General features: G+C 43.4%; 20 protein-coding genes. 15 read left to right on the forward strand and 5 right to left on the reverse strand.

Features of this window, described 5'->3' with window-relative positions:
* Positions 1-12: 12 nt before the first annotated feature.
* Complete coding sequence (locus D3H55_RS18565; protein WP_119548795.1) at positions 13-630, reverse strand: nitroreductase family protein; 618 nt, start codon at positions 628-630, stop codon at positions 13-15.
* A 799-nt stretch (positions 631-1,429) separates the two neighbouring features.
* Here D3H55_RS18565 and D3H55_RS18570 point away from each other — a divergent pair.
* The 6 genes from D3H55_RS18570 (at position 1,430) to wrbA (ending at position 7,609) form a co-directional block, all read left to right on the forward strand.
* Entirely contained in the window at positions 1,430-2,317 is an 888-nt protein-coding gene (locus tag D3H55_RS18570) for a hypothetical protein (protein WP_119548796.1), read from the forward strand.
* Complete coding sequence (locus tag D3H55_RS18575; protein ID WP_119548797.1) at positions 2,314-2,880, forward strand: hypothetical protein; 567 nt, start codon at positions 2,314-2,316, stop codon at positions 2,878-2,880. Before D3H55_RS18570 ends, D3H55_RS18575 begins: the two co-directional genes overlap by 4 nt.
* Positions 2,881-2,951: 71 nt before the next feature.
* Positions 2,952-3,389, forward strand: coding sequence for a large conductance mechanosensitive channel protein MscL (gene mscL, locus D3H55_RS18580; RefSeq protein ID WP_119548798.1), 438 nt, complete (start codon positions 2,952-2,954; stop codon positions 3,387-3,389).
* Between the two features lie 150 nt (positions 3,390-3,539).
* On the forward strand, positions 3,540-5,810 hold the full coding sequence (gene helD, locus D3H55_RS18585) for an RNA polymerase recycling motor HelD (RefSeq protein WP_119548799.1): 2,271 nt from the start codon (positions 3,540-3,542) through the stop codon (positions 5,808-5,810).
* 91 nt (positions 5,811-5,901) lie between these two features.
* Positions 5,902-6,732, forward strand: a complete 831-nt coding sequence (locus D3H55_RS18590) for an aldo/keto reductase (RefSeq protein ID WP_119548800.1) — start codon at positions 5,902-5,904, stop codon at positions 6,730-6,732.
* A gap of 271 nt (positions 6,733-7,003) precedes the next feature.
* A complete protein-coding gene (gene wrbA, locus D3H55_RS18595; protein ID WP_119548801.1) occupies positions 7,004-7,609 on the forward strand; it encodes an NAD(P)H:quinone oxidoreductase in 606 nt (201 codons plus the stop codon).
* A gap of 92 nt (positions 7,610-7,701) precedes the next feature.
* Here wrbA and D3H55_RS18600 read toward each other — a convergent pair whose 3' ends face one another.
* Positions 7,702-8,607, reverse strand: a complete 906-nt coding sequence (locus D3H55_RS18600) for an RluA family pseudouridine synthase (protein ID WP_119548802.1) — start codon at positions 8,605-8,607, stop codon at positions 7,702-7,704.
* A gap of 174 nt (positions 8,608-8,781) precedes the next feature.
* Here D3H55_RS18600 and D3H55_RS18605 point away from each other — a divergent pair, with 174 nt between their 5' ends.
* The gene (locus tag D3H55_RS18605; RefSeq protein WP_119548803.1) at positions 8,782-9,177 is read left to right on the forward strand and encodes a DUF5365 family protein; all 396 of its coding nucleotides are present in this window, start codon (positions 8,782-8,784) and stop codon (positions 9,175-9,177) included.
* Between the two features lie 1,858 nt (positions 9,178-11,035).
* On the opposite strand, the gene D3H55_RS18610 is transcribed toward D3H55_RS18605, so the two are convergent.
* On the reverse strand, positions 11,036-11,941 hold the full coding sequence (locus D3H55_RS18610; RefSeq protein ID WP_119548812.1) for a nuclease-related domain-containing protein: 906 nt from the start codon (positions 11,939-11,941) through the stop codon (positions 11,036-11,038).
* 132 nt (positions 11,942-12,073) lie between these two features.
* On the opposite strand from D3H55_RS18610, the gene D3H55_RS24495 reads away from it, so the two are divergent.
* The 6 genes from D3H55_RS24495 to D3H55_RS18635 all read left to right on the forward strand — a co-directional run bounded on the left by D3H55_RS24495 (position 12,074) and on the right by D3H55_RS18635 (position 18,354).
* Complete coding sequence (locus D3H55_RS24495; RefSeq protein WP_168413171.1) at positions 12,074-12,235, forward strand: hypothetical protein; 162 nt, start codon at positions 12,074-12,076, stop codon at positions 12,233-12,235.
* A 65-nt stretch (positions 12,236-12,300) separates the two neighbouring features.
* Positions 12,301-12,852 carry an NAD-dependent epimerase/dehydratase family protein gene (locus D3H55_RS18615; protein ID WP_119548804.1) on the forward strand — a complete coding sequence of 184 codons (552 nt, stop codon included), beginning with the start codon at positions 12,301-12,303 and terminating at the stop codon, positions 12,850-12,852.
* 62 nt (positions 12,853-12,914) lie between these two features.
* Entirely contained in the window at positions 12,915-14,456 is a 1,542-nt protein-coding gene (locus D3H55_RS18620) for a bifunctional GNAT family N-acetyltransferase/carbon-nitrogen hydrolase family protein (RefSeq protein ID WP_119548805.1), read from the forward strand.
* Between the two features lie 190 nt (positions 14,457-14,646).
* A complete protein-coding gene (locus D3H55_RS18625; protein ID WP_119548806.1) occupies positions 14,647-16,392 on the forward strand; it encodes a phospho-sugar mutase in 1,746 nt (581 codons plus the stop codon).
* A gap of 187 nt (positions 16,393-16,579) precedes the next feature.
* Positions 16,580-17,695 (forward strand): GAF domain-containing sensor histidine kinase, encoded by a 1,116-nt coding sequence (locus D3H55_RS18630; RefSeq protein ID WP_119548813.1) that lies wholly within the window; start codon positions 16,580-16,582, stop codon positions 17,693-17,695.
* A gap of 14 nt (positions 17,696-17,709) precedes the next feature.
* Positions 17,710-18,354 carry a response regulator gene (locus D3H55_RS18635; RefSeq protein WP_119548807.1) on the forward strand — a complete coding sequence of 215 codons (645 nt, stop codon included), beginning with the start codon at positions 17,710-17,712 and terminating at the stop codon, positions 18,352-18,354.
* On the opposite strand, the gene D3H55_RS18640 is transcribed toward D3H55_RS18635, so the two are convergent.
* Together D3H55_RS18640 and D3H55_RS18645 are read right to left on the reverse strand one after the other, a co-directional pair.
* A complete protein-coding gene (locus D3H55_RS18640) occupies positions 18,351-18,710 on the reverse strand; it encodes a VOC family protein (protein ID WP_119548808.1) in 360 nt (119 codons plus the stop codon). The two genes, D3H55_RS18635 and D3H55_RS18640, sit on opposite strands and share 4 nt — an antisense overlap.
* A 357-nt stretch (positions 18,711-19,067) precedes the next feature.
* A complete protein-coding gene (locus D3H55_RS18645; protein WP_119548809.1) occupies positions 19,068-19,322 on the reverse strand; it encodes a YhdB family protein in 255 nt (84 codons plus the stop codon).
* A 169-nt stretch (positions 19,323-19,491) separates the two neighbouring features.
* Between D3H55_RS18645 and D3H55_RS18650 the strand changes: the two genes are divergently transcribed.
* A complete protein-coding gene (locus D3H55_RS18650) occupies positions 19,492-19,794 on the forward strand; it encodes a DUF3889 domain-containing protein (protein ID WP_119548810.1) in 303 nt (100 codons plus the stop codon).
* Between the two features lie 397 nt (positions 19,795-20,191).
* The gene (locus tag D3H55_RS18655) at positions 20,192-21,394 is read left to right on the forward strand and encodes an MFS transporter (protein WP_168413172.1); all 1,203 of its coding nucleotides are present in this window, start codon (positions 20,192-20,194) and stop codon (positions 21,392-21,394) included.
* The last annotated feature ends 194 nt before the right edge of the window (positions 21,395-21,588 follow it).

Genomic DNA, 21,588 nt, shown 5'->3' on the forward strand with positions numbered 1-21,588 from the left:
TTGCTACCCAGATTATTTCGCCCAGGTTATGATGCTCTTGATATCAAGGCGCTCAGTCTTTCGTGCCTCTGCAGCGGGTTTCCCAATGGTAATCAGCATGATGGGGATATAACGATCGGATACATCGAATTCTTCCATCAATTTTTGAGGATTGAAGCCGCCAATCGGGCAAGTGTCCCAGCCTTTTCCCTTTGCAGCCAGCATTAGCTGCATAGCAGCCAGTGAGGCGTTGCTGAATGCTGCATCACGGGCATACGGTTCACGGGAATAGGCACCATCGATTTGTTTAACGAGTACTTCTTTTAACTCCTGGGTCATTTCCCCTTTATCAATGGAGGGATCAAAGACAGGATCGGCATTTTTGTAGGCTTCTAAGTCACCGAGAACCGCGATGACTGCTGAAGCATCCAGGATTTGCTGTTGATTATAAGCGACCGGAAGCAATTTTTGCTGAGCCTCTTTGTTATGAAAAGTGAGGAAGTGCCATTGCTGCAGGTTCCAGGCAGATGGTGCCAATCCTGCCAGTTCAAGTATTTCTACAAGTTCATTAGCAGAGATTTCTTTATTCGGATCATAGTTTTTAGTCGAACGTCTTTCCCGCATAGCGTCAAAGATGTTTTCCAAGATGATAGCCCCCTTAATTGTCTGTTTGATTATTCCTGTGATATGTTTTTAGAAAGTGAATGACTCTCAATAAGTTTCAACAGCCATCTTATAGAAGAAGGCGGTCACCGTCAAGGTCAGCATATATAATACATTTGACTGAGCATGACCGGTTTTTTTGATAGACTGTTTTCGCATTTATTGTTGCTTTCGGAAGAATCCCAAATGCCGGATTTTTCACCTGTATTCAGAGGTTTTACTCTCGAAAAAAAAATGAACAGCTCTTTTCTTCCCTCTACACCGGGGTTTTATGGTGATTAACCAGACTTTATTAGAAAGTTGTAGTGAATAGCAACAAAGTTTACGAAAAAAAGCCTTTTGATAAAAGAGGTTATCGTTCAGTATACGGCTTTGGGAGAAATCAGATAAGAAGAGCGGTTCTTTTCTTTTAGCGAAACACATCGTTATTTTTCCCTTTCTTGTTAAATGCCATTATAGAATGTTACCAAAGAAATTATCTAAGAGCCGGATCTCCCCTGCAGATACCAGATTTTATTGGATAACAGTACCACTCAGGATATAACGAATAGCAAAAGCGAAAAACAGCAGGTTGATTACTAAATCAGTAAAAGGAAGGGTGTTCATGTTGCTGGGAAACAAAGAAGAAAAAGTTCTTGTCATTGTAATGTTTGTCGTCGCGGCATTTTTGTTGATAGCCATACTAAGGAAATTTTTATTTTGAGGAAGCTGTATTGCGGCTCCCTCTTTTTTTGTGTGCTTGTTCACAAGCGGGTTTTGGTAAAATGAATGAGAGGGGGGAAGCGGGATGAAGATAAAGACTCTGTTGATCATATTTTTAGTATATGGATTGATATTCGGAAGCTTTTATACATTTTTGAAATTTTCCCGAGTGGAGGAGCCATTATTTTTGACTCATTATTATGAGAAGGAGATTTTTGACTCATCAGATGATTATGTTTCAATTTTCTACATAACCAACAAGGGAGACCAGCGGCAGCTTGTCAGTGCCAAGTCAAAAGAGCTTCCGGGAAGGCAGTTCTATGTAGACCACGATATGATTCAATATTCTGAGGGGATCTATAATCAGCATGAAGCGCTTATCAACCTGACTAACATTGAGGAAAGGGATATCATGCTTGAAAATTTTCTGTTTGAGTTTTCTGATGGGACTTCGGTTGAAACCGATATTGGTGCGATTCTGCTTCTGGAGGCAGATAGACCAGGGGCAGATGAAATGGTTGTGGACATTCCTTCAAGCGGCAGCAGCAATGCAGGCGAGTCATTTGCAGCCGTAAACATACTTAAGGACAGCCAATTAGCAGCCATTAATCTTCCATATTCCAACGAGCTTACTGGATTTCTGGATCTGAAGCTGGATAAGAGCAATTCAGCATCCATTTCAATCAACCCGGAGCCTGAAGAATTCAAGATAAGCGGGGATATGTCCGGTTTCCCTAAAGATGAATTGCCTGTCAGCCTCATAAAAGGTGAAATGATTCGTGTAAATGGATTTGTGGATAAAACAGAAATGTATGAAAATGATATCCATGCACTGCAGATTGGGATCACCGGCACCTTCCTTTTGAATGAGAAGGAAGTCAAACAACATCTGATGTATGTTACTGAACAGCCCTACCTGACTTCCACGCAGATCAAAGAGCTGAAAGAATTAAGAGAGGAGGGCCCAAGATGAAAGAGAGGGCTGTTCAATTGATTGTATGGGGACTGCTTTTCGTCCTCATAGATTTAAAGATTGTTACATTTGATATCATCCATGATTTAATCGGCTATATCTTTATATACAAAGGAATCCAAAAGCTTCCGTTGTCACGCTGGCTGGGCTATGCTAAAATTTCAGCCGTTTTCCTCGGGATTTTATCCGTTATTGAAATCTTTGGATTGGGGTATATAAATTTAAATGAATTAAATCAGGATTTTACTATCAGACTTGGCGCTGCCGGTGTATTGGCCATTCTCTCTCTTTTCTTCCATATAAACCTGTTATCCGGTCTGCTTGATTCAGTAGATGAGAATTACCTGAAAGGGCAGTATTCCTCCCTTCAAAAGTTCAAAAGGTTTTACCTTATCTTCAGCTTAATCAATATCATGAGCCTTCCTGCACTGATGATTTTTCAGGAGGATCTTGTCTTCTATCTAATCATCTTGATTGCTGCCGGCTTTATAATCGAGATTGTGTTTATTGTAAAAATCAGTTCCATTAAACGATTCATTCCATTTAAAGAACGGGCTTCTTAACCTTGGGTCAGCTGCATAAGGTATTACAAGGTGGTCAATAAGCCTTAATCCAGTAAGGGTACGGAGGATTTATGTGGAAGGAATTCAAGGAGTTCATCTCAAAAGGGAACGTCTTCGATCTGGCTGTTGCAGTCATGGTCGGGGCAGCGTTCAGTAAAATAGTCGAGTCCCTGGTCAAAGATTTGATGATGCCGGTCATAGGGATTATGTTTGGGGGCATCAACTTCGCTGGTCTCAGTTACCGGATTAAAGCAGAAGTTATTCATTATGGCGTATTTATCCAGACTCTTGTTGATTTCTTTCTGGTGGCTGCGTCCATTTTTTTTATGATCAAAGTCTTTAACAAATTAAGGGGAAAGGGAAAAACCTACGAGATCAAAGCTGCCACACAACTTGAAGTTTTGATGGAGATCAGGGAGCTCCTCCAGAAGATGCAGGATGGGAAAAAGGAAAAACTTCCTCCAATTCAAGGAAGAAGAACATCCATACGCTTTAAAAAACGTGACTGACTCGACTCATTCTGTAGTCGCAGTCTTATTTTTTTATTTAATATTGAAAAGGTCCAACTTTTCTGATAATATATTCTTCTGCTCACCAAAACGCCTACATAATTGTCAACTTTCTCCATTGCGGCTGAATACAAAGGAAGGGAGAAATAAATGACGGACGAAACGCAAAACCACCCCGATTTTTCAAAGGAAAAAGACAGGCTCGAATTTACGAAGCGCTACATCGATGTTGTAATTCAAACCGCCCGGACCAGCAAAGACAAATTCAAAGAGAATATTGAAAATGCCTTCGGCGACGCCGACTGGCTTGAATCATCTGCAGCGTATATCGATATCCTGACAAATGCGAGCTTTTTTGAAATGTCCAAAGAAGAGCTGGAGGCCCTACAGAAGGCTAAAAACAAACCATATTTCGCCAGGATAGACTTCAAGCATGATGATTCTCCACATGAAGAAAAGCACTATATCGGAAAAACCTCTCTGTATCAGCGGGAAAATCAGGAACAGATCATAGTCGATTGGCGATCCCCGGTTGCCAACCTTTATTATGAAGGAAGGATAGGGGATGTTTCCTATGAAGCTGAAGATGAAACCTATCACGGCCATCTTTCTCTAAAGAGGCAGTATATGATCGAGGACGGAGACCTGGATGAGATTCGTGATATTGACCTGACAACTACTGATGAGCTTCTTCAGGATTCACTTTCCAAAAGCTCCAGCAATCGTTTGACTGAGATCATTTCAACTATCCAGGAAGAACAGAACAGAATCATCCGGGCAGATCTAAATAAGCCGATCATCGTCCAGGGAGCGGCGGGAAGCGGGAAAACGACCATTGCCCTTCACCGGATTTCCTATTTCATCTACAACTATAAGCAGCATTTTGATCCGCGCCAGCTCATGATTCTCGCACCCAGCAAGCTGTTCATAGATTATATTTCAGAAGCACTCCCCGAGCTTGGGGTTGAAAAAGTACGCCAGACGACTTTCAGTGATTATGTAATGACCTGCCTGGAAAAACAGCTGAAACTGGCTGATGATGACAAATTGATCCGTTTGATAGAGAAGACGGACGAGGAAGCAAAACGGGCAGCCTGGGTATCGGGCTGGAAGGGGTCGCGGGATTTCCGGAAAATCCTCGATGCCTATATTGCCGACATTGAAAGCAGGTTTTACCCAAAAGAGGACTTTGTGATTGATAAGTACAGGCTGTTTTCAGCTAAAAAGTTCACTTCTCTTTTGAAAGAGGACTATACGTACATGCCTATTTATCGAAGGGTCGAAAAGCTGAAGCTCCTCTTGCAGAGTTATGTTCGTTCCAATAAAAAGATGATGATTGATAAAGTAGAGAAATTTTTCGATGAGAAGATTGAAAAAGCGCTCTATCATAAGAAATACGCGGCCAATCGGAAGGAGTATATTTCCCAGGCGCTGGACAAAAAAGCGCAGCGTATGAAGGAAGTACAGAAAGCGATCCGCTCGGGACTGACTCAATATATGAAACAATTCGAAAAGAAAACACTGGTTCAATACTATGAGGAATTGTTTTCCGATTGGGATAAACTCGTGGAGTACGGAAACGGACGTATTTCGCAGGAACAAGCTAGGGAAATCTGTGAATATACAATGAAACGGCTGAAGAAGAAGACATTCGAGATGGAGGATCTTGCCCCCATGCTGTATATGCAGACGGCTCTTTATGGAATCGATTCTTTTTACAAAGCAAAGAATGTCGTGATTGATGAAGCTCAGGATTACAGTTATCTACAGCTGTATTCTCTGAAAACCGCATTGCAGACAGACATGTTCACATTGGTCGGAGATCTTGCACAAGGCATCCATTCCTATCGCGGGCTGGAATCCTGGGAACTGGTTTACAAAGAAATCTTCCCTAGGGCCACCTATACCGAACTGCAGAAAAGTTACAGGACAACCATAGAAATCATGGAAGAAGCCAATAAGCTGCTTAAGAAGCTTCCACATGACTTCCCACAGGTTAACCCGGTAGTGCGCCATGGTGATAAGCCTGAATTTTTTTCGTATCATAAAGAGGAAGAATTGAAATACGGATTGGCCAAGCTGGTATCGGAACTGAGGGAAGAGGAGGATTTCCAGACGTTTGCGGTAATAGGGAAGACAATGAAAGACTGTGTGAAAATTGCTGAACTATTGGAATCTGAATTTCCGGGAGGAGTCAAGCTTCTCGCAGAACAGGAAAGCATTCCAAAGGACAGGATCGTTGTTGTTCCTTCTTATCTGTCAAAAGGACTTGAGTTCGATTGTGTGATCATCGCCTCCATAGAAGAGCAATATAAAGAAGAGAACGAGCTTGATATCAAGCTTCTTTATGTCGGGATGACCAGGCCGCTCCACAGGCTGTACTTCTTTGGTAAAGATAAATCGGATTTCCTTCTTGAATGAAAGGGATGGCTCTTCCTGAATTCAGGAAGGGCCATTTTTTTAGCGTTTTGATCCTAATGAAAGTAAAATAGAAGAAAAGGAGGTAATGAATTTGGCTGTAAATCTTCAAAGTACACAAAGGCTGCATAACGGAGTGGAAATACCGTCTGTCGGACTCGGGGTCTACAAGATGGATGACCATGAACAAGCGGTGGGCTCTATCAAAAAAGCGATAGAGACAGGGTATCGCTCCATAGATACAGCATCATTTTATGAAAATGAAAAGAGTGTCGGGCAGGCAGTGAAAGAATCAGGGGCCGGCAGGGAGAACCTATTCATTACATCCAAGGTCTGGAATACTGACCAGGGATACGATTCCACTCTCAAGTCATTTGAAGAGAGTTTGAGGCAACTTGATATGGATTATATGGATCTATATCTCATTCACTGGCCGGTAGCAGATAAATACAAGGACACATGGAAAGCAATGGAACGCCTTTATGGAGAGGGGCTTATTAAAGCCATAGGTGTAAGTAACTTCAAGGAGCACCATCTGGAAGATTTGATGAAGGCCAGTAATGAGAAACCGGTCATCAATCAGATTGAACTTCACCCGCGATTAAGCCAGCAGGAGCTGCGGAACTACTGCCAGGAAAACGGAATAGCAGTGGAAGCCTGGTCGCCGATTGCGCGCGGAAGGCTGCTGGAAGAACCGACATTGAACCATATCGCTGGAAAATACAACAAATCAGCCGCACAGGTCATCCTGCGCTGGCACTTGCAGAATGAGGTTATCATTATTCCGAAGTCAGTCCGTGAAAGCAGGATGAAAGAAAATATCAATCTCTTTGACTTTGAACTTAGTCTCGAAGATATGAGCCAGATCAACTCATTAAACATGGACGAGCGATACGGCGCAGATCCTGATAAATTAGACTTTTAAACATTATTGCATTAACGCACCGGGGGACAGTCCCCCGGTGCGTTAATGCGTTAAAGGGAAATTTCTTATTTGACAGACAAGTCAGATAGGATATATAATTATCTCGAATTAAAGATAAATATATTCGTAATATTGGAATATGAAAGGTTTATTCCAGACTGCGAAGGGAAAAGTATGGGATGGAGTAAAAAGCTGTGCCATATGAAATTTGGCAAGAATTTAACCTGTTACAGGTTAAAAATATATTGAAGGAAAAGGAGAGTTTTTAAAGATGGCAAATATCGCGGTGATTTATTACAGTTCTACTGGAACAAACTATCAGCTTGCACAATGGGCTGAATCGGCAGCTAAAGAAGCGGGTGCAGAGGTTAAGTTATTAAGAGTAGAAGAAATTGCGCCAAAAGCAGCAATATCTTCAAACCCTGCCTGGGAACAGCATCTTGAAAACACAAAGGACATCCCGACAGCGACTACAGATGATCTTGAGTGGGCAGACGGAATCATTTTCAGTGTACCGACTCGTTACGGCAATGTACCTGGACAAGTAAAACAATTCCTGGATTCTACAGGAGGCCTATGGGCACAAGGCAAGTTAGCCAACAAAGTTGTAAGTGCAATGTCTTCAGCTGCTAACCCTCATGGCGGACAAGAGCAGACGATCCTTGCCCTTTACACTACAATGATGCACTGGGGTGCAATCCTTGCAGCTCCTGGATACACTGACCAGGCTTTATTTGCGGCAGGTGGTAATCCTTACGGAACGAGCGTAACGGTCGATCAGGAAGGCAACATGGTCGAGGATGTTGAAGCAGCAGTCAAACATCAGGCAAAACGCACAGTAGCTGTGACGGAAGCAGTCGCAAACGGCTTGAAATAATTTCTTCGAAAAAAGCAGGTATCCATTGGGATATCTGCTTTTTTATGAGGGGATAATCCCCTATGTGAAATTATTTTGGGAACCCTGCTTTTTCAAAAAAAAGCCTGAAACAACGGCGGTTCATCCAGGAAAGGGGCTTCAAATGTCATCCTCTCCCCGGTGAGAGGATGAGGCAGGGAAATATACTTGGCATGGAGGGCCTGCCTATTGGCAATCTTAGTTCCGCCATACAGGAGGTCCCCTGCAAGAGGATGGCCGATTGAACTCATATGGACTCTGATTTGATGGGTCCTCCCCGTATCAAGAATCAACTGCACTAAACTCAGGCTCTTGGATGTATTTTGCTCCAGCGACTGAAAATGTGTCACTGCAGACTGTCCTGCCGGAGAAGTCCTTCTCCGTGAATTATGATGCCGGTCACGGCCAATCGCTTTATTGATCGTGCCTTTTTTCTGTTTCAGGAATCCATGGACAATCGCCCAATAGGTTCTCTTGATTTCTCTTTCCGCAAGGAGGCGGTCCAAAATCCCTTTCGCCAAGGGGTGCTTGGCAAATATGACGGCCCCCGTTGTATCCCGGTCAAGCCGGTGAATATGCTGCACCTGGGCGTTCTCTCCTCTATCCTGCAGATGCCAAGCAACGGCATTGGCTAATGTGTCCTTTTCGGAATGGGGATCATTTGGGTGTGTATTTATCCCGGCAGGTTTGTTGACAATCAGCAAATGGGCATCTTCATAGAGAACTATCAACGGCATTTTGGCAGGGATCACTCCGTAATCAAACCGCTGAAGGGAAAAATGAAGAACATCCCCTTGATTAAGCGGCTGGTTCCAATGGAGCGGCTTTCCATTCAACGTGATGGCCTTGTCCATCCTTAACTGATGGATTGTCTTTTTTGGTGCCCGCCAAATGTCCCTCATTAAAGCCTCCGCTGTTACTTTCTCCCATTTCGCCGGAATGGAAATATTGAATTCAGGACCTTTATCGCATGTATTCATCAAAAAACTCCTTTTTTCGTGGCTGGTAGCGCATTATATAGGTATTTAATCCTTATTTTTAATTAGTTCCGATGTCACCATGGCTATAATTACCACCCGGAAAGAACTATATTTATGGTATTCTTAGAATAACTATTACATAGAGATGACAATCGTTACAAAGGTGGGTTATATGTGAAAATATTATTGGCTTCCACAGAGGAACAGGAGGATACCATCCAAGAATTAATTTCGTACATTTATTGTACTATTTTCCCTCGTTATTTTACAGATGACGAGATCGAACAATTTGAAGAACTCGAAATTCTCCACACTAATACAGATTACGCAAAGTATAATGGTACGCTGAAAGAGGCTTTTCAATTGATCTCCAGTCTCCAAACGCTCATTTCCTTAATCGAGGCAGACTCTTCAAAAAATGATTATGAAGAAATGTATGATCACAATCTGTGCATCTTAAAAAGCTTCAATCTATTCTTCCCATTCGAGCTGTACCATTTCCGCGGATGCTGCAATTACCACGATAAAGTCAGCCTCTACGCTAAACCAGCCAATCAGCTGCTTGTCTAAAAAAATTCAAATTTCCGTATAAAACAGGTCTAGTAAGGCATACTTATAAATAATCAAGAAGAGATCCTCACCAATCTCTTCATTGATTCATCTTGTAATTCTCCTCTATTATTCTGCCTTGTGCAGGATCATCAACCACTGAGTGCTTGGAATGCGCTTGGTGGTTTTTTGTTTTTGGTGGAGGTGGGGGTGCAGGTTGCTTGTGGATGGGTGGGTAGGACAGAAATGTACCCTTTCAAGGGCAGAATCCTAAGTGAGAGGTACGATTAGAGGGATACATACCCCTACAAGGCGAGAGTCTAGGTTGAAGGGGTACGATTAGCCGAGGAACGTACCCTTTCAAGGGCAAAATCCTAAGGAAGAGGTACGATTAAACAGTAATCTTACCCCTACAAAATGAGAGTCTAGGTTGAAGGGGGACGATTAGCCGAGGAACGTACCCTTTCAAGGGCAGAATCTCAAGGAAGAGGTACGATTAAACAGTAATCTTACCCCTACAAAATGAGAGTTCCGGTTGAAGGGGTACGATTAGCCGAGGAACGTATCCTTTCAAGGGCAGAATCTCAAGGAAGAGGTACGATTAAACAGTAATCTTACCCCTACAAAATGAGAGTTCCGGTTGAAGGGGTACGATTAGCCGAGGAACGTACCCTTTCAAGGGCAGAATCCTAAGTGAGAGGTACGATTAGAGGGATACATACCCCTACAAGGCGAGAGTCTAGGTTGAAGGGGTACGATTAGCCGAGGAACGTACCCTTTCAAGGGCAGAATCCTAAGGAAGAGGTACGATTAAACAGTAATCTTACCCCTACAAGGCGAGAGTCTAGGTGGAAGGGGTACGATTAGCCGAGGAATGTACCCTTTCAAGGGCAGAATCTCAAGGAAGAGGTACGATTAAACAGTAATCTTACCCCTACAAAATGAGAGTTCCGGTGGAAGGGGTACGATTAGCCGAGGAATGTACCCTTTCAAGGGCAGAATCTCAAGGAAGAGGTACGATTAGCCGAGGAACGTACCCTTTCAAGGTCAGAATCCTAAGGAAGAGGTACGATTAAACAGTAATCTTACCCCTACAAGGCGAGAGTCTAGGTTGAAGGGGTACGATTAGCCGAGGAACGTACTCTTTCAGGGGCAGAATCCCAAGGAAGAGGTACGATTAGAAAGCAAACGTACCCCTACAAGGCGAGAGTCTAGGTTGAAGGGGTACGATTAGCCGAGGAACGTATCCTTTCAAGGGCAGAATCCTAAGGAAGAGGTACGATTAAACAGTAATCTTACCCCTACAAAATGAGAGTTCCGGTTGAAGGGGTACGATTAGCCGAGGAACGTACTCTTTCAGGGGCAGAATCTCAAGGAAGAGGTACGATTAAACAGTAATCTTACCCCTACAAAATGAGAGTTCCGGTTGAAGGGGTACGATTAGCCGAGGAACGTACCCTTTCAAGGGCAGAATCCTAAGGAAGAGGTACGATTAAACAGTAATCTTACCCCTACAAGGCGAGAGTCTAGGTTGAAGGGGTACGATTAGCCGAGGAACGTACCCTTTCAAGGGCAGAATCCTAAGGGAGAGGTACGATTAGAAAGCAAACGTACCCCTACAAGGCTCTATTCCTGGTTGGAGAGATACCATTAGTCAATAAACGTACCATTCAAAGAGTGGATTCCATTTGAAGCGGTAAGAATAAACAAGAAACCTACCTTAACAAAGGCAAAACCCCCAGTGAACGTTCATCCTTAGCAATGAAATGTCCCATCAAGGGAAGAGAACCAGCAGAAAGAGGGCAATCAGCTAAAAAATGTAACTTTGGGCTAATTATTCTATATAGATCGCGGCCGGAACTATTACGCTAAAAAATTGTTACTTTTCGATATAAAAAGAACTTCTCCCTTGGTTTTTCAACAAGTATTCTTCCTCAAGAATTTTTCTAACTGTTTTCTTCCCTTTTACTATTTTGCACCAATCATGAATTTGAGAAACAGTAATTCTGACATCAGGAAATAACAATTTAAATTCCTCAATGGTTCTTAATACTGCTGAATGAGCTGTCTCGTTACCTCCGCAAAAACTACATACTAAGACGGCCCTGGAATATCCATTGTAAAACCTCCCACACCCAGGACAAACAATCCCCTTCCTCAATTCGCTATACCGATAGTCAGGCAGCCGCACATACGGATTATCCGCCACTGTAGAAAATATCAATTTTTCGGCGAGGTCTGTATGGGTTCTTTTTAGGAAAGATGGAGTCTGGTTCAGCTTTGCAATGAATCGTTCCAACTGAGCGGGGTAAATGATGGGAAGGCCGACCGGTGCATTATAGAGGTGGAAGCGGGGATTGACGAAGACAGCGATGGGTTGGATGGGGAGGCTGCATCCCACGTTGTCCAGGATTCTTCGAAGGACGGGTTCGTTCCGTTTTAATTGAAGGAGGGGGTTTTTGGCATCTGTGCCGTCCATCCTGAGAAGGTTATCCCCTTCAATGACATGATCGCCTTCGTAGTATTTGACTTCAAATAAGTAGAGTTGCTTGGAAGTCAGCAGGAGGGTATCGATTTGCACAAAGGTGGTACTTGGCATGAACTGCATGTCAGGCAGCAGAATCCGATTCTCCAGTACCGGCTCCAGCCATTGGTCGAATAATTTTTCTCCAATAAATCCTTTTTCCAAGCCGGCAAAGTAGTATTTTTCTTTAGGGGTTAATTTTTTTCGGGGATCAAGGGATTTGTAAACCCTTAATTCTTCGGATTCCAAACGTTCTTTCACTTTCAATAAACATCACTCCTTTTGAATTCATCATACCATAAATTCCCACAAATGAAACAAAGGTTCTATTGACAACGGCAATAATAATACGGTACAAATTAGTCAAAGAACTGGACAAGGAGGCTGCCAAAAATGAACGAAAAGAAAAAAATAGAAATACCCTGGGATGTCGGAATCTGGGATGTCGTTAGAATGTTTAAAGAAGCTGGTTATACCTGGGAAGAAACGAAAGAAGAATTAGAGAAGGATTATCAAAAGTTTTTATCTATTCATGGCAAGGATATAAATGAATAATAATCTGGAAAAGCTCTCTTGAATGAAAGGGAGCTTTTTTAAAATGCTTGAGAGGGGGAAATATCTTGAGAAATACGTTGGTCATCGGAGGTACCGGTATGCTCGGGGGAGCAGTCCGTCATTTGGTGAAGAGGGGAGACGAGGTCACCGTCCTTGCCAGGTCAACAGATAAGTTCAACAGGATGCTGGTACATAACGGTCTTATGAATGGGGATGTCTCCTTCATGCCGGCAGATTATTTCAAAACCGATGAGGTAGTAGAACTTCTGAATGAGCATATTAAAACGGAAGGGGCTTTTGATGCAGCGGTGATTTGGATGAGGAGCGCGGCGGCTGAATCTTTCGATGCCATTATGGGGATTCTGGGCAGGGACGGGCGCCCTGTCGATATTTTTAAGGTGAACGGCAGCTCTGCCTCCAGGAGCCCTCTGCCATCGAGTGAATATCGGTCAATAAACATGCATCAAATCATTTTAGGGTTTAAAATAGAGAATGGTGAATCCAGATGGCTGACGGATGATGAGATATCCGAAGGGGTCATTAAAGCGTTGAATACAAGGATTCCCTTAACAGTTGCAGGGGTTACAGAACCTTGGGAGAAGAGGCCGGGGTACTAGTTTGAAGCCGGCAGCCTGCCGGGTACAACATAAAGATGAGTACAAAAGGAGTGTAACGATACATGTCAGAAAAACTGGATTTATCTCAGTTTGAAAAAAAGATGATAATAAGGCAGATGCAGCACAAAGATATTAACGATATCATTCAGATGCAGAGTTTCTGTTTCCCGGGAATGGATCCATGGAAACCGGAACATCTGGAAAGCCACCTGGAAGTATTTCCGGAGGGCCAGCTTGTAGCTGAACTGGAAGGGGAAATCATAGGATCCTGTTCAAGCTTGATCATCAACTTTGATGAGTATGATGATCGTCATTCATGGGATGATGTTACAGATAACGGTTATATTACCAACCATAACCCTGATGGATATAATCTTTATGGCATAGAAGTGATGGTGCATCCTGATTACCGCCGTATGAAGGTTGGGCACCGTCTGTATGAAGCCAGGAAGGATCTTGCCCGCCAGCTGAACTTGAAGAGCATCATTATCGGCGGCCGCATTCCGAACTACCATAAGCATGATGATGAAATGTCACCGAGGGAGTATGTGGATTCGGTTTCAAGGCATAAAATATACGATCCAGTCCTGTCCTTCCAGTTGATGAATAGTTTTACCCTGATGAGGATCAATCCGAATTACCTGCCGGATGATACAAAGTCCAAAAAGTACGCTACCTTGATGGAATGGAATAACGTCGATTACCGTCCATCAAGCAAACGCCATTTCAAGACGAGCTATCCTGTCAGGATCTGCGTCGTTCAATATATGATGAGAAAAATCAACTCATTTGAGGAATTCGCGAATCAGGTGGAATATTTTACAGATGTAGCATCAGATGCCTCGTCGGACTTCGTCGTATTCCCGGAGATTTTCACATCACAGCTCATGTCCTTCCTTGATGAAAAGTCGCCGAGCCTGGCCATCCGCAAGCTGACTGAGTATACAGAGGAATACATCGAATTATTTACAGATCTTGCCGTCCGGTACAATGTGAATATCATAGGCGGATCTCATTTTGTAAAAGAAGAAGACGAAGAAATTTACAATATTGCTTACCTGTTCCGTCGTGATGGAACGATTGAAAAGCAATACAAAATCCATATCACGCCGAATGAACGCAAATGGTGGGGAATCAGTCCTGGAGACAGTGTCAAAGTCTTCGACACGGACTGTGGAAGAATCGCCATCCAGATCTGCTATGACATTGAATTCCCTGAACTTGCCCGGATTGCAACAGACCGGGGAGCGAAAATCATCTTTACCCCATTCTGTACAGAAGACCGCCAAGGCTATCTGAGGGTCCGTTATTGTGCCCAGGCCCGTGCAGTGGAAAACCAGGTCTATACAGTTATTTCCGGAACAGTCGGAAACCTTCCGCAAACTGAAAACATGGATATCCAGTATGCGCAGTCAGGGATCTTTGCGCCTTCTGACTTTGAATTTGCCCGCGACGGCATCGTCGGAGAAACGAATCCGAATATCGAAATGGTAATGATCGGGGATGTGGACCTTGAAGTCCTTCGCCGCCAGCGCCAATCCGGTACAGTCCGACAGCTGAAGGACCGCCGTCACGATGTGTATAATGTAAATTATAAAAAATGATTGAAAATGGCCGCCGGCGAGCGGTCATTTTTTTATGGGATTCCAAGGTTTGCTCTCCATAAAAGTCCTTGCCATATGATAAAATGGAAAGGATGAAAAGGTTGTCAAAAAAAGGCGGATTCTTTTAACAGGAAAATACCAATCCACCAAGAATTACATATTGTAAGTCACCGACAGGAGGAGATTGAACTTGAATTGGAAATCAGCTTGGGAAAAATGGGATGCACATACTGATCTGGATAGTGAATTGCGCAATCTTTTGACTGATTTGAAAAAAGATGAAAAAAGTCTGGAAGATGCATTCTATAAAAATTTGGAATTCGGCACTGGCGGTATGCGCGGGGAAATCGGCGCTGGAATCAACCGCATGAATATCTATACTGTACGAAAGGCTTCAGAAGGCCTGGCTCAATACATAATCTCTCATGGAGAGGAAGCTAAAAAACGGGGAGTTGCGATCGCATACGATTCCCGCCATAAGTCTCCTGAGTTTGCCATGGAAGCTGCCAGGACTCTTGCTTCAAACGGCATTCAAACCTATGTGTTTGATGAACTGAAACCGACGCCGCAGCTGTCGTTTGCCGTAAGGTCACTTAATGCTTTTTCCGGAATAGTGGTGACTGCAAGCCATAATCCGCCTGAATACAACGGCTATAAGGTGTATGGTGAAGATGGAGCACAGCTTCCGCCAAAAGAAGCGGATGAAGTCATTGCCAAAGTGAATGAAGTTGAGAATGAGCTGAAAATCAATGTGAAATCAGAAGATGAATTAAAAGAAGCCGGACTTATTAAAATGATCGGTGAAGAAATCGACCAATCCTATCTGGAACATCTCCTGTCCATTTCCGAAAAGCCAGGGATCGCCAAAGAAGTGGATTTAAGCATTGTGTTCTCCCCTCTTCATGGGACAGCTTTGAAGATGGTGGAAAAAGGACTTGAGGCCCTTGGCTATGCCGGTGTTCATATTGTTAAAGAACAAGCTGTACCGGATCCTGAATTTTCGACAGTGAAATCTCCTAATCCAGAAGACAAAGCGGCATTTGAACTTGCGATTCGTGACGGAAAGGAGAAGGACGCCGATATCCTCATTGCTACAGATCCAGATGCGGATCGTTTGGGTGTTGCTGTTAAAGATCAGAATGGCGAGTACATTCTGTTAACGGGCAACCAAACCGGTGCTGTGTTGATTGATTATATTCTTGGACGAAAGAAAGAAAAGAATATGATTCCATCCAATGGAAGAGTGTTCAAAACGATTGTCACATCCGAATTAGGCAGAAAAGTGGCTGAATCTTATGGGGCGTCTGTAGAGGATGTTTTGACAGGTTTTAAATTCATCGGAGAAAAAATAAAGAATTACGAAGAATCCGGTGAATATCAATTCTTGTTTGGATATGAAGAAAGCTATGGCTATCTGATCGGGGATTTTGCAAGAGATAAGGATGCTGTCCAGGCTGTTCTTATGGCAGCTGAAGCAGCCGCATACTTTAAACAGCAAGGGATGACGCTGTACGATGCGTTGATCGATCTCTACAAACGCTTCGGTTACTATCAGGAAGGTCTTGAATCCCTTACGTTAAAGGGTAAAGAAGGAGCAGAACAAATTCAGTCCATCCTATCAAGCTTCCGTAAAGAGCCGCTTAAGGAAATCAGCGGACTTGCGGTAACGAAGCAGGAAGATTACAAAACAAGTCTTAGCACGACACTTGAAAGTGGAATCGAAGAAACCATTTCCCTGCCAAAGTCAAACGTTATCAAGTATTTCCTTGAAGACGGTTCATGGATTTGTCTCCGCCCATCAGGTACTGAGCCAAAGATTAAATTCTATTTTAGCGTTACCGGAGAGTCTTTAGGTGAAAGCCAGGAGAAACTTCAAGGGCTGAAACAGGCTTTGATGGAAAAGATCCATGCCATGATCAACTCTTTTGCAGATTAACAGCGATCAGCTGACAAATAGCAGGCAGACATTGGTTTGCCTGTTTTTTATTGGGGTTGAATAAGGGATGGAGCCCTGCTTGATTCTCCTTCTACAACTAAAGTCGTAGAAATTTTCATACAAAATGCCAACGAAACATACGTGAAAGTATATATACTATTCATGAAGGAGGCAGAACCTTTTGGATATAGAAAACAGAAGCAACTCCAATATACATTTACTAAAGAAAATTGCGGAACTGTTGAATGAAGAGACTGAATTGCAGCAGATGCTCTCTTGTGCTCTCCAGGTCTTGATAAATGGTACAGATTTTTCAACCGGCTGGATATTCTTTATAGATAAATCAGGCGGCCATTCGCTTGAGGCTTATCATAATATCCCCTCTTCTCTTTCTGAAGAAGGATGCTGCCTGCTCAGAAATGGAGGCTGCTGGTGTGTAAACCGCTTTAGGGCAGGTAAGTTGACGAAAGCGTCCAACATTATTGAGTGCCAGAGAATCGAGAAGTCAATCACTGAAGAACGGGGCGATACAGGAGGAATTGTATACCATGCAACGGTTCCGCTCCAATCCGGGAATGAATCGTTCGGTTTATTGAACGTAGCCGCTCCCGAGAAGACTCATTTCCATGACCATGAACTCGCCTTGTTGGAATCGGTTGCATTTCAAATAGGTTCAGCCATAAAGCGGGTCATGCTCACGAAAAAGGAACAGGAAGTGGCACTGATGCAGGAGCGGAACAGGCTGGCAAGGGATTTGCACGATTCAGTCAATCAGCTGCTTTTTTCCCTTACATTGACAGCCAGAGGGGGAACGATGCTGAGTGAAGACCAAAACGTGAAGGAGACATTCTCCACTATCCAAAGCCTTGCCCAGGAAGCGTTGACGGAAATGCGCGCCTTGATTTGGCAGCTCAAACCTCAAGGGCTGGAAAATGGTTTTGGTGAAGCTGTAAAAGGCTATGCTGGTATGCTTGGAATGGAAACCATTGTAAAAGTCGAGGGTGTCGTTGCACTGCCATCCAAAATCGAGGAAGCCCTTTGGAGAATCGGGCAGGAAGCGGTCAATAATGCCAAAAAACATTCCGGTCAAGATTGCATCTATTTCTTCTTGAAAACCTCTCCAAAGTTGGTCGTTCTGCAAATAGAAGATAAAGGCTGCGGTTTTCAATATAGTCCTTCCCGGTCAATCCCTTCAATGGGCATTCAAGGTATGAAGGAACGGGCGGCAAACCTGGGAGGGGAATTTCATATTGACAGCAGGCCGGGCTCTGGAACGAAAATAACTGTGGAAATTCCATATTGAAGAGGGGAACCTAAATGACGATTCGAGTACTGATTGCAGATGACCATCATGTGGTAAGGAGGGGACTGGCCTTCTTCTTGAAAACCCAACAAGATATAGAAATAGTCGGGGAAGCGGCGAACGGGCGTGAAGCTGTGGAATTGGCGGGAAAATACAAACCTGATGTGATTTTGATGGACCTGGTCATGCCGGAAATGGATGGAATTCAAGCGACAAAGCATATCAAGCAATCCCATCCTTCCATTGAGATCATGATGCTGACAAGCTTTTCAGATCAAGATCATGTAATTCCTGCCATTGAAGCCGGTGCAGCGGGGTATCAGCTGAAAGACATAGAACCTGATGAATTGGTGTATTCCATCCGAAAGCTCGTGAGCGGCGAAAACTCTCTTCACCCCAAGGCTACCAATCATTTGCTGAAGAGGGTTTCACGGAATAATCGGCCCCCGCATCTTATTCACCAGCTTACTAAACGCGAAAAGGATGTGCTGGTGGAACTGGCCAAGGGCAAAAGCAACAAGGAAATTGCTTCCAGTTTGTTCATTACTGAAAAAACGGTCAAAACCCACATCTCCAATATTTTCACAAAGCTTGAAGTTTCCGATAGGACGCAGGCAGCCTTGTATGCAGTTAAGCATGGACTGTCTGAAAAGAATTAGTGGCCGTCTGTGCCCCCAAACGCAATCTGATAACCATCGGGATCTTTAATCACAAATTCTTTCCAGGGACCGTTGGCTTCATCTATCCATGGCTGGACGGCGATTGGCACGTCTTTTGAAGTGAAATCCCGGTGTAGTTCGTCCAGCCCTTTCCAGTTTTCTGTGTAACAATATAGATCGCAGGCGGTTTGTGATCCTTTGCCTGCTTTATTCGGCCTGACATCCTCAGGGGATTCTGCCTGCAGGAGCTTGAGTGCGAGCCCGCTGAATCCGTCCCTGATGACCCACCAATCCGTTACTTCACACCCCAGCTTTTCCCCGTAAAATTCCTTTGATCTTCTTAAGTCAGATACCAAACTTTCAGTGAACTATGTATTTGCTTCAAATTGATTACCTCTTCCTATAGTTTTATTTGACAAAGTTTTGTTTATCCCTTTAAGTTGTACCAGCTTTTTTAGGTGATAAACTTTATTGGAGGCTGCTTTCGCATATGCTGCTGTTTTCGAAAAAAATTTCAAGTGCCGGATTCTTCACCTGTATTCCAGGTTTTACTTTCGAAGAGAAGAAGCAACTTTTTTCTGTCCTGCTTACCGGGTTTTTGCTGCGGACTCCAAGGAGATTATTTGCAATTTATATTGAATAGCCACAAAGTTTACGAAAAGGGACAAAAATAAAAGCGGGCTGATGACTCAGCCCGCAGGATTGGTGGAATCCTATATTTTCATGACGTGTTCCTCGATTGGCTCAATTTGACTTGCAGTCAGATTGGCATGTTCGATATATCTGAGAAGGGTATACATATTCTGTTCAATTATTGTGTAGTCATGGGAAAAATGATAAGCGTGCAGGAAATGCTCGATCCTTTTAGCTAAAAGGTCGTCTTTGGTCCGTACCATGAGTATGAGAAGGTTATCCCATTCACTCCGATGTGTATAGTACAAAGCTCTATCGTAATCGACTTTGTTCATTTGTCTCCCTCCTTCTGAAGGGTTACTACTAGTATGTTCACTGCACTGCTCAATCTTCACTGAAAAAGTTGGCTGTCCCTTTGTTCAGGGCTTTCCTTCTATTGGATGAATAGTAAGCGGAATATAACTGCATATTATATATGAAATTATATGCAGAGGTGAGATAAAGATGAAAAAATGGACCGTGATTTTTTCACTTGTATTCTTTCTATTGGGAAGCCAGCAGACATTCGCTCAACAGGATTACGAAAAATATGGACGAATTGCAACAGCTGTGGTGAAGGAAGATTACACAGGAGAAAAGCTTGCTGATTATAAGTACAATGGAAGGAAGTCCTTGGCTGAAGGACAGGTACAGGATACTTTCACTTTCGATGTAGTGAAGGATGGAAAAGATGTAACCGTAAAGGTGAATATTATCCATAATCCTAAAAAGCCTGCAGATTTAACTATTTCAGTCAATGAATTATAGTCAAGGCGAAATGAGCTTGCCCTTAAAGGGACAAGCTTTTTGTTTTTGATTGCCAATAAAGGGAAAATGATAATACACTAATAGAAAGAAAAGATTGAAAAAGGCAAATTGAACTTTCTATTTAATCCAGATACAGTGCCCCGGCGGCTGGAGATTTCGGTCTCTTTCCTTGCGGATAAAGATTTAAGGACAAACCTGCCAGCGTACTTTCCGGCTCCTCCTTACCAAAAAGGAACATCGGCCACTGCACTGGCGGTATTTCCTTTATCCGATGCGGGAGTGCTTCAATCTGTACGCTGCTTGATCGGGTCACTTTCGTGTTATATGAATGGAGACTTTTCATTATTACGTTCATTCTTTTTCCGGACGATTTCATACTTTTTAAGGAGGGAGAATGATGAAGACAAGGGCTTTTCGTTACTTGTGGGTTGGACAGGCTTTGGCGAATGGGGGAGATGTGTTTTTCATTGCAGCCGTAATTGCAGCCACCTATGAATGGACTCATTCCCCTTTCATGATGAGCATCATTCCGGTCGTGATGACCTTTTCCCGGTTTGTCAGCAGTGTCCTGGCACCCTTGATTTTGGACCGGTTTCATTTAAAGAATCTTTTGTTTCATTCACAAATGCTGAAAACTGTCTTAATGGGCGTGACTGCAGTGATCCTGTTTAACGGATTGGGGAATATTCCATTCCTGTTTCTCCTTGTGGGCAGTGTCGCTTTTTTGGATGGGTGGGCATTGCCTGCCCGGAACTCATTTGTTCCATCAATTGTTAGAAGAGAAGATTTGATGGGGGCGAATGGATTCTTGTCCACGATTGATCAAGCTGTTCAATTTTCTGCATGGGCTGTTGGCGGGATTCTTGTGTCGTTTGCAGGAGAAGGATGGACAATTGTCTTGTCAGGAGCCATATTCCTAGCAAGCAGCTTTATGATGTATAGTCTGCCTATGTATGGCGCTGGAATTCCTTTGAAGAAAAGCAGGGAGTTAAACCCTGCAGGGGAAATGGCAGAAGGGTGGGCAGAAATCTGGAAAAGTTCAAAATTAAGGAATATCTTCATTATATATGCAACAGAATCGGCCGCAACAGCTGTTTGGGCTGCAGCGATATTATATGTGTATACAGACCAGCAGCTTGGAAAGGGTGTAGAATGGTGGGGCTTTATCAATTCAGCCTTTTTCATCGGCCTAATAGGAGCAGGGGTCATGCTGTTGAAAACCCATAGATTGTTCTCGGCCAATATATACAAGTGGCTGCCTTCAGCCCTGATCTGTACTTCAGTGGCAACGTTGTTGTTTGGGTTCACAGGAATTGCTGCCCTGTCGTTGGTATTTTCCATCATCTTCGGTTTTTTTGATGGACTGAAGGTGATTCTCCTGCAGACGGCGGTCCAGCACATTGTCAGTCCGGAGAAGCTTCGAAAGGTGTTTGCTGTACAAGGGGCTGTGACCACGCTCTTGTTTGGAATTTTTACTCTCGCAGCAGGTTTTTTTTCGGGGAAATTCGGGGTTGTGCCTGTATTTGCAGTGTCGGCGGTTCTTCTTATGATTGCAGTTATCCCGGCCAATAAGCTGAAAACTGAAATAATGGATAATTGAGCTTTGAAGGGTCTCTTTAGGGAGGCTCTTTTTTTAAGGCTGTTTTTGCATATATTGTTGCGTTCGGAAAAATCCCAGGTGCCGGATTTTTCCCCTGTATACAAAGATTTTACTCTCGAAAAAGAACGAGCAGCTCTTTTCTTTCCTGCTCACAGGGGTTTTACGACGATTTACCAGGATATTAGTTAAAATTT

Origin of the sequence: Bacillus salacetis (assembly GCF_003581585.1) — a bacterium.
Classification (GTDB): domain Bacteria; phylum Bacillota; class Bacilli; order Bacillales; family Bacillaceae_B; genus Rossellomorea; species Rossellomorea salacetis.